Origin of the sequence: Paenibacillus sp. NPDC056579, from assembly GCF_042793215.1 — a bacterium.
In the GTDB taxonomy this organism is placed as follows: Bacteria; Bacillota; Bacilli; order Paenibacillales; family NBRC-103111; genus Paenibacillus_S.
Genome location: NZ_JBHTVD010000007.1, coordinates 95,918 through 107,817, shown reverse-complemented (window position 1 = coordinate 107,817; position 11,900 = coordinate 95,918). Strand labels below are relative to the sequence as shown.

Annotated in this window: 13 protein-coding genes; 6 read left to right on the top strand and 7 right to left on the bottom strand. The window is 49.3% G+C overall.

Annotated elements, in window-relative coordinates; genetic code table 11:
* Window positions 1-296 precede the first annotated feature (296 nt).
* The 4 genes from ACFQ88_RS25445 to ACFQ88_RS25430 form a co-directional block, all read right to left on the bottom strand.
* Window positions 297-1,100 carry a class I SAM-dependent methyltransferase gene (locus ACFQ88_RS25445; RefSeq protein ID WP_379458316.1) on the bottom strand — a complete coding sequence of 268 codons (804 nt, stop codon included), beginning with the start codon at window positions 1,098-1,100 and terminating at the stop codon, window positions 297-299.
* A 343-nt stretch (window positions 1,101-1,443) separates the two neighbouring features.
* The gene (locus tag ACFQ88_RS25440; protein ID WP_379458314.1) at window positions 1,444-2,328 is read right to left on the bottom strand and encodes an aminoglycoside 6-adenylyltransferase; all 885 of its coding nucleotides are present in this window, start codon (window positions 2,326-2,328) and stop codon (window positions 1,444-1,446) included.
* Between the two features lie 83 nt (window positions 2,329-2,411).
* Window positions 2,412-2,855: a pentapeptide repeat-containing protein gene (locus ACFQ88_RS25435; RefSeq protein WP_379458312.1), complete on the bottom strand. Its 444-nt coding sequence runs from the start codon at window positions 2,853-2,855 to the stop codon at window positions 2,412-2,414.
* A 64-nt stretch (window positions 2,856-2,919) separates the two neighbouring features.
* Window positions 2,920-3,540, bottom strand: a complete 621-nt coding sequence (locus ACFQ88_RS25430; RefSeq protein WP_379458310.1) for a Type 1 glutamine amidotransferase-like domain-containing protein — start codon at window positions 3,538-3,540, stop codon at window positions 2,920-2,922.
* A gap of 107 nt (window positions 3,541-3,647) precedes the next feature.
* Here ACFQ88_RS25430 and ACFQ88_RS25425 point away from each other — a divergent pair, with 107 nt between their 5' ends.
* Window positions 3,648-4,202: a glutathione peroxidase gene (locus tag ACFQ88_RS25425; protein WP_239629089.1), complete on the top strand. Its 555-nt coding sequence runs from the start codon at window positions 3,648-3,650 to the stop codon at window positions 4,200-4,202.
* 100 nt (window positions 4,203-4,302) lie between these two features.
* On the opposite strand, the gene ACFQ88_RS25420 is transcribed toward ACFQ88_RS25425, so the two are convergent.
* The gene (locus ACFQ88_RS25420; protein WP_379458308.1) at window positions 4,303-4,695 is read right to left on the bottom strand and encodes a VOC family protein; all 393 of its coding nucleotides are present in this window, start codon (window positions 4,693-4,695) and stop codon (window positions 4,303-4,305) included.
* Window positions 4,696-4,801: 106 nt separating this feature from the next.
* The gene (locus ACFQ88_RS25415) at window positions 4,802-5,713 is read right to left on the bottom strand and encodes an AraC family transcriptional regulator (protein WP_239635550.1); all 912 of its coding nucleotides are present in this window, start codon (window positions 5,711-5,713) and stop codon (window positions 4,802-4,804) included.
* Between the two features lie 167 nt (window positions 5,714-5,880).
* Between ACFQ88_RS25415 and ACFQ88_RS25410 the strand changes: the two genes are divergently transcribed.
* Window positions 5,881-6,144: an Atu4866 domain-containing protein gene (locus tag ACFQ88_RS25410; protein ID WP_239629092.1), complete on the top strand. Its 264-nt coding sequence runs from the start codon at window positions 5,881-5,883 to the stop codon at window positions 6,142-6,144.
* Window positions 6,145-6,194: 50 nt separating this feature from the next.
* Entirely contained in the window at window positions 6,195-6,932 is a 738-nt protein-coding gene (locus tag ACFQ88_RS25405; protein WP_379458305.1) for an SDR family oxidoreductase, read from the top strand.
* A 201-nt stretch (window positions 6,933-7,133) separates the two neighbouring features.
* Here the strand turns inward: ACFQ88_RS25405 and ACFQ88_RS25400 are convergent, their stop codons facing one another.
* The gene (locus ACFQ88_RS25400; protein WP_379458303.1) at window positions 7,134-7,757 is read right to left on the bottom strand and encodes a hypothetical protein; all 624 of its coding nucleotides are present in this window, start codon (window positions 7,755-7,757) and stop codon (window positions 7,134-7,136) included.
* A 203-nt stretch (window positions 7,758-7,960) separates the two neighbouring features.
* On the opposite strand from ACFQ88_RS25400, the gene ACFQ88_RS25395 reads away from it, so the two are divergent.
* The 3 genes from ACFQ88_RS25395 (at window position 7,961) to ACFQ88_RS25385 (ending at window position 11,890) form a co-directional block, all read left to right on the top strand.
* A complete protein-coding gene (locus ACFQ88_RS25395; RefSeq protein WP_379458859.1) occupies window positions 7,961-9,013 on the top strand; it encodes an LLM class flavin-dependent oxidoreductase in 1,053 nt (350 codons plus the stop codon).
* Between the two features lie 209 nt (window positions 9,014-9,222).
* Complete coding sequence (locus tag ACFQ88_RS25390; protein WP_379458301.1) at window positions 9,223-10,098, top strand: pentapeptide repeat-containing protein; 876 nt, start codon at window positions 9,223-9,225, stop codon at window positions 10,096-10,098.
* A gap of 202 nt (window positions 10,099-10,300) precedes the next feature.
* Window positions 10,301-11,890, top strand: coding sequence for a spore germination protein (locus tag ACFQ88_RS25385; protein WP_379458299.1), 1,590 nt, complete (start codon window positions 10,301-10,303; stop codon window positions 11,888-11,890).
* The last annotated feature ends 10 nt before the right edge of the window (window positions 11,891-11,900 follow it).

Sequence of the window (11,900 nt, the reverse complement as noted above, 5' to 3'; positions counted from 1 at the left end):
ATTATCGATCAGATTGAAAGGAATCCTACCTTTCCCTTGCTAAAAATGCAAAAAGCCTACTCTCTTCTATTAAGCAGCACCTTATCCGAGACTGCTATTGCTGAGGAGTTAGGCTATACGTCTATCCATTATTTTTCCAGACAATTCTCCAGCTATTACAACGTGCCCCTTCCGCATTCAGAAGAGGGCCGCAAGGGTATGGTTGAGAGGTGAACTATCGGCGGCTTCCTTCAAGTTGTTCCTTCCGACGGACAGCTTTGCTCTGGGTTAGCAGCAGGCGCTCGCTCCCGTATTCCTTACTTTTTCACGGCATGGAACGAGAGCCATTGCGGAATGGCAGCCAAGGGATTGATGTTCCAATCGCACAACGCATCCAGCTCCTCCTTGGACCTGGTATCAGCGACATCGCTTGATTCATCCACCCAAAACGAACCGTTCTCTGCATACATTTCTTCCATATGCCGGATGGTTAACCCGGATGAGAGGGCAGCGTTCAATATGTCCTGCATACGCCATTTGTAAGTAGGGATATCTCCGAAAGGCCCTGTAGCGTCATATGGCTTGATCACCTTCAAATTTCCCGCAGTTCTCATCCCGAAAGGACGCATAAAGGGATGAATGTCAAACATAATATACGAGCCGCTGCTCTTCAAAATCCTGTGGATTTGGGTATACATCGCTTCCAAATCATTTATCCATACATGGACGCCATTCGATGTATATACGAAATCATAGTCGCTGCTTTTCACTTTGCTCAGTTTCATCGTGTCGTCGCATACAAATTCAATTTCCCATCTTTGTTTGCGGGCAATTGCAGAGGCGTTCTCCATTTGTCTCTCCGATATGTCAACCGAGGTTACTTGGGCGCCCATCAAATGAAACGCAAAGACAGCATGGTTGTCGCCGCTGGATGGAACGCAAATGCGTTTTCCCTGCAAATCCGGAAGCGCCTTTCTAATCAACTCATATGTCACTGGATGAAAAACCGATTCCGGCCGGTTTCTAATTTTGGAAATCGCCTCATCCGTTCTGTATTTTACATACCATGTGTCGGACCACTCATTCCAGCTGTCCTGAATGATACTCTTAGAATTCTCCATAGGATTCCCCCCATAATTATTGCCTCTACAGCCATCATGCGATAATCTGTTATAAAATGGAAGGTGGAAATCATGTATATTGATACTTTACTCCATAATATTGAGGAAGGAGGGCTCTTTAGTTAACCCATAAACACAAAAATCCGCGATGTCCGCGGATCTTCGACTCATTTACTACCACTTGCAGCAAAAAGTTCAATTTCATTCTCAACGGCTCCTCTCGAAAAATGAGTATGCTCACTGCCCATTCTTCCATCCATCACAATCTGGAGCGACTTTTCGACGGTAAATATTTCAATTGTAGCATAGGCTGCTCGCGAGGAATGTCGAAATCCTTTATATTTTACTCATAAATCCCCTTCGCATCCCGTGGCAAGCTCCTTACCTGCTTTAGATACCCCGTCATGTTCGTATCGTCATCCATCGGATAAGTGTAGCCCAAACATTCGGCCACCTCTTGCGCCAAGGTCCGAAACAAGGTACAGGACACGAATATTGCATCCCACAGATGTTCATAACCGGCATCGCTATAGGTTTGTTCATACATCTCCCAATAACCTTGAGGAAGATACGCTTTGAAATATTTCCCCATCTTTCCTGAGGAAACCTGAAAATCATGTCGGGTCCCAATCCGCCATGAAACCATTTCATCAAGGTTTTTCCTGATTACGCCTTCAAACATTTGCTTGGCATAAGGCAATTCGTCCCGCCAAATTCCTTTTGCAACGTTTTGCTGGCACCACCAAAAATTGTTGCAGCAGCTCAAAAACTGCCCTTCCTCCGGCTTTCGGACGTGGTAATCGATATCGGTCGGATCGGATATAACCGGCAGATAGCCGTCCTTATCCAATAATGGAACGGTAAGCTTATCCTTGGTATAGCCATCTAGCATACATTCCTTCGTTTCAATATGCAGGTCGATCCGATTTCCGTCGGTAAAAAGCATCAAATACCCGTAAGACCGGTCAAAATTCATGGTCTTACCTGTAAGCCAATCATTTTTATCCGGCTCCTGAAGCATTAGCAACTCCCCAAATCGATGGATCCACGCTTCATCTTTAATAAAAGAGGCCGTTTCCGTCACGACATACACAATATCATAATCCTGGAACATATCCTTTGGGGCATGGGGATTGGTTCTGGAGCCGTTCATATAGACAGCCCGTATTCGTTCATCCTCTTGAGCCGTCCCTATAATTAAATCAAACATCTCTTGCTCGCTTCTCAAGACCGCTCACCTCTCTATCTTACTGGCCGCGAATCAAAAAGGAGCCGCCTGCAGAGCATGCTCCTTCCGTACCATAGCTTTTCCTATTCGTTAGTCCCGGCTTTCAATAAGAGCTCTTCTATCGAGATGCCATTAATTTTTAGTCCCTTAATATTGCAATTTATAAGATCTACATTGGATAGATTACAATCTACAATGGCGCTGTTAGGAATATTTAAATTTTGGAGAGTAACCGGCTGTTCCGCCCCTGCATTACGAATCGCGATTCCGCTAATATTAGCCCCGTCAATTTCCAGATTCGTTAAATTGGCGTCGCTTATTTTCCCGTTAACCATGTTCATATCGTTAAAGTAACAGTGCTTAAGATCGGCATAAGTAACTTTTACATAAGGAAGGGAAATATCATGGAATGTAACACGTTCAGCTCTGCAGTCGATAAATTCCGATTCTGAAATATTACTATTTTTCACCAGCAGCTTTTGTTTTGGTTCCCGTTTATCGATAATTTCAATGATTTGTTCCACCATCTCTTCATCAACCTCATTCTCTCAGGAATATGAACCTTGTTTTCTAGCAATCGTGCTGGACTCATCAGTCCTTTGGTATAAAGCAGGTAACCCCGCCATGGATACAGATAGCCTCAACATCGGTGATTCGCCGGACTTCACACTGTTGCTTGGCTTCAAACTCTTGTATTCTCTCTTCGATGCTCTTCTCATGCGGGAACTTATCTTCTCTGCCGTAATGAGGGAAGACAATCTCATTATTCAAGTGAAGCGCAGTGAGATCGGTTAAACCAACCTGATTCATATAAGGGGTAAAGTGAGCGACAATGTGAATATCCGGTCCTAAAGCAAGCGTACCCGCGCTGATTCCCATAAGTACCTTGCCTTGGCTGCCGAGCTCTTCAATGATTCTGTCCGATCCGCTTACTCTAAGATGATGCAGCAGGTAAAAAGGATTTCCGCCGCCCAAGCATATCACGTCATACTCTCGTAACCGTTCAGCATCCTCGAATTCAATGTCCAAAAAATCTTTCTCCAAAGCTTGTTTAGCTTTGACATTCGGCCGTGCCTGGGACCTTAACTGGACAGCAGCAGTGGTAATTATTACGGCAGCCGATTTCAGCGGGCTTTGATCCAACAGGCGAAGGAAGGCTTCTGTTATATGCGGTGTTGTAAATCCGGCCGAGGTTAGCAGCATTTTCCTCATGCTTCCACCCCCGATTCTAGCTGCTGGAATAGTTTGGCGGTATTCCATTTACGGTTGAGACCAAACCGTCTATACTATTTTCAATGCAAATAAAAAGAGGTGGCATCATGACAACTATTTATGATTTTACAGTGCGCAAATCGAATGGAAACCGGATTCCATTATATGAATTCGAAGGAAAGCCCGTTGTGATCATCAACACAGCAAGCAAATGTACATATACTCCGCAATTTGCCGACCTGCAGCGACTTTACGATCAATACAGCTCATCCGGCGTAGAGTTTATCGGGTTTCCGTGCAATCAATTCGGCGAACAGGAGCCCGGCACCAATCAGGAAGCGGAAGCCTTCTGTCAAATCAATTATGGCGTAAAATTTCCGATCTTCTCGAAGATCGAAGTCAACGGCCTTCATGCACACCCTTTATTCGATTACTTAAAACAAGCAGCCCCATTCAAAGGCTTCGATGAAACCAACATCAATGCCAAGCTGCTAAAAATGATGATCACCGAGAAAAATCCGGAGTGGCTCTCAGGGAACTCGATCAAATGGAATTTCACCAAATTCCTGATAAATAAAGAAGGACAAGTTGTGGAAAGATTCGAGCCGAGCGACGAAATGGACTTGCTCTCGCGTAGTATTGAAGCGCAGTTGAACAGCTGATTTGTGGTGAGGTCAGTCGAAATGATAAGTATTCTTAATAGTCAGGGCATCCGGTCACAACGATCGGGTGCCTTTGATTCTTTATTCCGCTCTCTCTTTGTTATCCGGTTTTATTTCCAGAACCGAAGCCAGTCACATAGCCATCTAAGTCTCGAATGGAAAAATCCTTCCAAGACCCCCAATCGTACTCGGTAACCTTAGGTTCGGAGTCGATAATCGCACCGTTGGTTTTTAGTTCAACGAATAAAGCATCCAACTCGTCATGGTTTCTCACATATGCGTATGTATTCCAAGTTCCCTTATTTGGCCTGACATCATCCATACTTTGAGCCTGAATTAATTTGAAGCCTAAACCGAAATGATCTCGAATGGCCCAGTGCTCATTCACCTCACACCCCAAAGCTTCCTCGTAATATTTCTTGGATTGTTCCAAATCGGAAACGAGCAGGACTGTCAGGGAATTTTCAAATCTTGCTTTGACTGTTTCGGACATGAAGCTACCACACCTCCACTAATTTCACCCAAATAAAGCCCACCAAATTGGAATATTATGAATAATTCTCCACTTATCATACCGTACATTTGTTCGCTTGTAAATATTATCCTTTTAAGGTAAGCGTTTCACGTAAGCGCTGGATGTCTCTAATCGGGGGCAAACCAAACATACGGGCATATTCACGGCTGAAATGCGAGGGACTCTCGTAGCCCACCCGAAAGGCCGCCTCGCCAGCTTCTATCGTATCGGTAAGGAGCAGCCGGCGTGCCTCCTGCAGTCTGATCTGTTTTTGGTATTGTATCGGGCTCATCCCGGTTACTTCCTTGAAATAATCATAAAAGGACGAGGTACTCATACGAGCCTCCGCTGCCAATTCATCCACCCGTAAGGGGAAAGCGAAGTCGCGGTTCATCCGCTCAACTACCTTTGCTATCCTCTGAGCATGGCTGCCGATTAAAGCAAACTGCTTAAGCGCAGCGTTTGATTCATTTTGGAGAACCCGGTAAATGATCTCGCGGATGGCATACGGCGCAAGCACAGGAATATCCTGGGGCGCCTCCAGCAGCTTGACAAGCCGCAGCACGGCATCGAGCAGCGTATCGCTCATCCGGCTTACCACCAGGCCTCGTCCGGGGTCGCGTTGGGATGCTAATACAGGTTCGGAGGCTTGAATAACATCGAGGATCTGGTTCATATCAAATTGTAATTGTAGGCTCAAATACGGAGCAGCCTGTGCAGCCTCTATGACTTGTCCTGTTATGGGCAAATGCACGGACGCTGTTAAATAGCTGCTCGGATCATACCGGTAGCTCTCTTGTCCCAATATGACAACCTTCGAGCCCTGTGCCACGATACACAAGGACGGCTCATAGACGGAATAGACCGGTTCGGATAACCGGGACGTGCGAATAAAACGCAAGGCGGGAATCTGCGTCTCATGCGTACCGTCATGTTTTGTGAAATGCTCGATTATGCGCACCAATTCTTGTGATCGTTTAACGGACCATTCATCCATCATTTCTCCCCCCGTTCATCCAGCTCATGATCCTAACTCTATAATCTTTTGGAGGATTAGGCAATTGCAGCGTATCATCCGGCTACCGCCCTTCTTTCAATTGGAGCCATAATGAGTTTGTAAGAAGCAGGTCAGCCAGGATTCCCAATCGGAAGGAGAAGATGATAATGAACAACGGCAACACCAATCCGCATCCCTACGTCGGCATGTGGGTGACAAAGGATGGATATATCCGGCACGAGCTGCTGCCTAATGGTAGATATGACGAAGCCCGCGGCAGCCGCAAGAGCGCCTATCAAGGGAGCTATACCATTGTAGGCGATCATATCGAATATGTTGACGATACAGGGTTTACCGCCGACGGCGATTTTCGGGAATCGGTACTTTACCACGCGGGTATGGTGCTCTATCGGGAAGAGCAGCGGAAATAACAATTAAGTATACGGAAGTCTAATAGGAATGATAAAAGGAGAGATGCATAATGTCGGCTATAAAAGGTAAAGTTGTTGTCATTACAGGGGCAAGCAGCGGGATAGGAGAAGCGACAGCACGCTTACTCGCCAGCCATGGCGCCCATGTCGTTATTGGCGCCAGGCGATTGGAGAGACTGGAAGCACTGGCATCCGCCATACATGCAGAAGGAGGCTCTGCAGTGCATCAACGGCTGGACGTGACCGAAATGGACCAGGTGCAGTCGATTATCGAATTGGCACTGAGCCGGTTCGGACGCGTCGATGTCATATTGAACAATGCCGGCGTGATGCCGCTCTCGCTCTTGGAGGCCTTGAAGATCGATGAATGGAACCGCATGATCGACGTCAATATCCGCGGCGTTCTCCACGGCATTGCTGCCGGGCTTCCCGTCATGCAAAAGCAAGGCTTCGGCCACTTTATCAACGTGGCTTCCATTGGTGCTTATGCGGTTTCTCCGACTGCGGCGGTATACTGCGCTACCAAATACGCCGTTCGGGCGATTACCGAAGGCTTGCGGCAGGAAGTCGGACGCGACATCCGCGTGACACTCGTTTCACCGGGTGTCACGGAATCCGAGCTCGCTGAGAGCATAACGGACGACGAGGCGAGGCTGCTGATGAAAGAGTATCGGCGTGATGCTATCCCGGCGTCCGCCATAGCCCGCGCTATAATGTATGCCATGGAGCAGCCGGCCGAAGTCGATGTAAATGAACTCGTTGTCCGGCCAACGGCTCAGCTTGCTTGAAATGTAGAAAGCGTAATACTAATCTTGTAAAAAACATGACAGCCGCTCATTCCTCGAGATGAGCGGCTGTCTTTGTGTTTTCACACGGTGTTTTTCAGTCCTTTTGAAAGAGTTTTGAAACAAAACAAGCTCTTGTCTGACGGCAAATACTATGACACGTAGGTTATGGGAAGAATTAATGTTGGATCCCACTTTCATGAGTCATGAAAAAGTAACGGTTTTTGTTAGAACATCCAACACCCGGGTTCGCACATCGTTCTTGGAAACGAAGACTGCCTCTCCGTTGGCATCAAAGCAGTAAGCAATAGGTATGGATACGTCGCTGCCTCTGAAAGAGCCGTCGGCGTGACTCGTACCGATAATCATAGTGTTGTAAGCAACAGCGATCTTGCGGGCTTCATGAATCCATTCGTCGAACTGTTCCTCGCTGAACATTCCTACTCCGATGGGATGGACAATGAGGTCGATGCCGCAGGTATCTTGACCAGCCACTCCTTGCCTGACCAGCTCATCGCATAAAATGTGACCTATCTTCAGACCCTCAATCGATATAAAGGCTGTCTGGCTGTATTTGATCCGATCCAACACGATATCGCCGGAACGGTTAATAAGAATGGCTCTGTCCTTCGGACTCTCATTCAGCCTTCTATAGCCTCCAATGAGTATCTTGCTGTACTTCTTCGCCAAGCTGCATGCTTGCTGCACATTTTCATTCAAATAGCCTTCCGGAAAGATCACGCCGTCAACCGACGGATGGTCTCTTAGCTCATTCTCCAGTTGAACAATGGTTTTCTCAAGCTTGGGCTGCATAAGTAAAAGCTTCATTTGAACCTCCGGATCGAATTCCAATTTTTACCCCCGACCATTATTTCAACACCTTACACTCATTTCCTTTGTTAGGGTTAACCGATTTACCAAGTAAGAACAAAACCTTTCAATAACTTACTAAATTTGATATACTATAAAAAAATGAGTAAATTATAAATCAAGAAGGAGGCGACAAACCTATGTCCGATCAAGCAAATTTCATGGAAATAGGAATAAGCACGTTTTTGGAAGCTACACCGGACCCGGTAACCGGGAAGACTATAAGTCATGCCGAACGGCTGCGCAACGCGGTCGAGGAGATCGTACTGGCCGATCAGGTCGGGCTGGACGTCTATGGGGTCGGCGAGCATCATCGGGCCGACTACGCGGCAAGCTCACCCGCTGTTGTATTGGCGGCTGCCGCCGCAATGACCAAGCGGATCAGGCTCACGAGCGCCGTTACCGTGCTGTCCTCGGACGACCCGGTACGGGTATATCAGGCCTTCTCCACCCTGGACGGCATTTCCAACGGCCGCGCCGAAATTATGGCAGGGCGGGGATCGTTCATCGAGTCGTTCCCGCTGTTCGGATACAGCCTGGACGATTACAATGAGTTGTTCGAAGAAAAGCTGGAGCTTCTGCTGGCCATCAGAGAATCGGAGAAGGTAACCTGGCGCGGCGGTCATCGCCCCGCTATCCGTGATCTGGGCGTCTATCCTCGTTCCGTGCAAAATCCGCTGCCGGTCTGGATTGCAACTGGAGGAAGCCCGGAATCCGCCGTCCGCGCAGGGATGCTAGGTCTTCCGGTAGCCTTTGCCATTATCGGAGGCATGCCCGAGAGCTTCGCTCCGCTGGTCGAGCTGTATAAAAAGGCTGCTGTTCAGGCCGGACACGACCCTGCCAAGCTGCAGATAGCAACCCATTCTCATGGATTCGTCGGAGAGACGACGGAGCAAGCAGCCGATTTATTCTTCGCGCCTACGCAGGCCCAAATGAACGTCATCGGGCGTGAGCGGGGATGGGGGCAGAATTACAGCCGCGCCACGTTTGATGCTGCCCGCAGCCTTCGGGGTGCGCTGTATGTCGGCGATCCTGAGTACGTTGCGGAGAAAATCCTTTTACTGCGCAAAAACCTGGGAGTCACCCGGTTCTTCCTGCATGTCAATGTAGGCACGATGCCGCACCGCGAAGTACTGCGCGCCATCGAGCTGCTGGGTACGAAAGTCGCGCCCATCGTACGTAAAGAGCTTGCCCGGATCGAATCCGAGAAGTAAGCTCATCACGGCTATATCGTAAAAAGAGTGCGAACTCCATCCGGGGTTGGCACTCTTTCTCTTTGACGGGACGCGTCTCCCGTATTACGATAAGTAGAATGAGGCAATAAATCGTTTTAATAGAAAAAGCCGGTGATCCCGCCACCGCTATGGCTTACAATAGAACAAGGTTAATAGGCAAACACATAAAGCAAAAAAGGAGAATTGTTATGTCCGACCCTCTCAAGTTTACGGAATCATCCCCCGGCGGCAGCGGCCTTAATCTGCACTCGGAGTGTGATCGCTGCTTCGGCTTGTGCTGTGTCGCGCTCCCTTACGCTGCGTCGGTCGACTTCGCGCAGGATAAAGACTCCGGGCAGCCCTGTTCGAACCTGCAGCCGGATTTCCGCTGCGGCATTCACTCGAGCCTCAGGCAGCAGGGCTATCGGGGCTGCACGGTTTATGAGTGCTTCGGCGCTGGCCAGCACGTTTCCCAGGGTACCTTTGGCGGACAGGACTGGCGCCAAGCGCCCGAAACGGCAAAAGCCATGTTCGAGGTGTTCCCGATCATGCGTCAGCTTCATGAGCTCCTCTCGTATTTGACCGAGGCGCTGACGCTGCAAGCCGCTGCCCCGATCCGCGATGAGCTCCGGCAGGCGTTCGAAGAGACGGAACGCCTTGCCTGTCTCGATCCCGGCTCTATCCTGGAATTGGACGTTCACGCCCACCGGGCGGAGGTCAACGTTCTGCTCCTTAAAGCCAGCGAGCTTGCGCGCGGCGAGGCGCTTCGATCTCACAAGGGATCCTCAGGCCGCAAGAAGACCTACGGCCGGGGAGCCGACCTCATCGGCGCCAAGCTGAAGGGTGCCGATCTTAGAGGCGCCAACTTAAGAGGAGCCTACCTTATCGCCGCCGACTTAAGAGGCGCCGATCTCAAGGCAGCCGACCTTATCGGAGCCGACCTCCGGGATGCCGATCTGAGGGGTGCTGATCTTACCGATTGTATTTTTCTAACGCAATTCCAGATTAACGCAGCGAAGGGCGATGCCCATACGAAGCTGCCACGATCGCTTACTCGCCCCGCGCACTGGTCTGCCGGGAATTGATTTATTGGCGCTCCTTTTACTTCTTACAGTTATGGAGCGCTCATTTCTATCCTTTTATCTCCACTAATCTGACAGTCCGGCTTGCAGGGCCAGTCTTTCCCCCGGTACGAACCCACCTTAATAACTAATGACATGCTTCCCGTTTAAAACATTCCAACATGGGAAAAAGTGTATAATATCATACACTAACATGAGGTTACCCATGCCGAAATTCCCATTCCTCAACCGGAACGACCAGCCCCAGCCCCCAGCAAACAACAAAACCGGCAACGATGAGCATCAAGAACCGTTCGAGGACGTCGACCGCCCCTTGGAGGAGCGTTTGGCCTGGATACGTATGCAGCTGACCGACAATTCCGATGTGGCTTATCACACCTTTGTCGCCGGACCGATGATCCCTTGCGCCATTGTGTATTTGCGCGGCATGGTCGATTTGAAAGTCCTGCAAGAAGACGTGCTGAAGGTTCTTTTCCGCATGGATGCGGCGGATGCCGATGAATTTCGCATGCAGCTATTTGACCGGAAACAGCTGTCCATTTCGGATTTTCGCTGGTTGTCTACGCTGTCGGATGGAATCGCATCGGTCTTGGACAGCAAAGTGATTCTTCTTGTTGACGGCGAGCACACGATTATTGAGTTCCCTTTGGCAAAGCATGAAAAACGGGCCATAGATGAACCCCCTAACGAGCCCGGGATCCGGGGACCGCGCGAAGCCTTTATCGAAGACTTAAGTACTAATTTAACGTTAATCCGCAGGCGGTTGAAGACTTCGAAATTCAAAACGGAGAACATGCGGGTCGGAGCTTTGTCCAAGACCCGAGTCGTCATTGCCTACATTGACGGGCTGTGCAAGCCCGAGCTTCTTGAAGAAGTGAAATACCGGTTATCGAAGATCGAGATTGACGGTGTATTGGGCAGCAGCGTCGTTGAGGAATATTTGGACGATACCCCCTTCTCCCCTTTCCCGCAGCTGCAATATACGGAACGGCCTGATATTATGGCTGCTGCACTGCTCGAAGGACGTGTGGCGATTATCGTCGACGGGTCGCCGATAGCGCTCATTGCCCCCGTCACGCTCATGATGCTGCTGCAATCCTCCGAGGATTATTACCAGCGGTTTGTCGCTTCCACATGGATCCGATGGATTCGCTATGTGTTTCTATTCGTATCTTTGCTGCTGCCGTCGACCTATGTTGCCATAACAACCTTTCATCCGGAGATTATTCCTTCGAAGCTGCTGTTAACGGTTATGTCCTCCAGGGAGATTGTTCCTTTTCCCGCGCTCATCGAGGCCTTCATCATGGAAATCTCTTTTGAGGCGCTGCGGGAAGCAGCAATCCGCATTCCGAAGTCCATCGGCCAAGCGGTATCGATCATCGGGGCACTCATCATCGGCACGGCGGCAGTGGAGGCGGGAATTGTGTCGGCGGCGATGGTCATTATCGTCTCGTTGACCGGCATTGCCTCTTTCATTAGCCCGCACTACGACCTAGGCTTGTCCTTCCGGCTTCTGCGCTTTCCGATCATGATTTTGGCGGGTCTGTTCGGCCTGTTCGGCATCGCCTGCAGCTTGCTGTTCCTTTACATTCATCTCATTAATTTGCGATCGTTCGGGGTAGCCTATTTGTCCCCCATCACTCCTTTTGTGCCGAGCGATTTGAAGGATACTTTGGTTCGAGCGCCTTGGTGGCTCATGAATAAACGGCCGAAGCCATCCAGCACAAAGAACGAGATGAGGCAGCGCAAAACGGGGCGTAAATGGTCGTATTCAGAGGAGGAGAGCGAGGATTAAGACTACATGT

Coding starts and splice junctions, on each gene's coding strand:
- ACFQ88_RS25425 (WP_239629089.1), top strand. CDS start 3,648: ATGACAACTATTTATGATTTTACAGTGCGCAAATCGAATGGAAACCGG.
- ACFQ88_RS25385 (WP_379458299.1), top strand. CDS start 10,301: ATGCCGAAATTCCCATTCCTCAACCGGAACGACCAGCCCCAGCCCCCA.
- ACFQ88_RS25435 (WP_379458312.1), bottom strand. CDS start 2,855: ATGGTGGAACAAATCATTGAAATTATCGATAAACGGGAACCAAAACAA.
- ACFQ88_RS25400 (WP_379458303.1), bottom strand. CDS start 7,757: ATGAAGCTTTTACTTATGCAGCCCAAGCTTGAGAAAACCATTGTTCAA.
- ACFQ88_RS25420 (WP_379458308.1), bottom strand. CDS start 4,695: ATGTCCGAAACAGTCAAAGCAAGATTTGAAAATTCCCTGACAGTCCTG.
- ACFQ88_RS25415 (WP_239635550.1), bottom strand. CDS start 5,713: ATGGATGAATGGTCCGTTAAACGATCACAAGAATTGGTGCGCATAATC.
- ACFQ88_RS25395 (WP_379458859.1), top strand. CDS start 7,961: ATGGAAATAGGAATAAGCACGTTTTTGGAAGCTACACCGGACCCGGTA.
- ACFQ88_RS25405 (WP_379458305.1), top strand. CDS start 6,195: ATGTCGGCTATAAAAGGTAAAGTTGTTGTCATTACAGGGGCAAGCAGC.
- ACFQ88_RS25445 (WP_379458316.1), bottom strand. CDS start 1,100: ATGGAGAATTCTAAGAGTATCATTCAGGACAGCTGGAATGAGTGGTCC.
- ACFQ88_RS25430 (WP_379458310.1), bottom strand. CDS start 3,540: ATGAGGAAAATGCTGCTAACCTCGGCCGGATTTACAACACCGCATATA.
- ACFQ88_RS25390 (WP_379458301.1), top strand. CDS start 9,223: ATGTCCGACCCTCTCAAGTTTACGGAATCATCCCCCGGCGGCAGCGGC.
- ACFQ88_RS25410 (WP_239629092.1), top strand. CDS start 5,881: ATGAACAACGGCAACACCAATCCGCATCCCTACGTCGGCATGTGGGTG.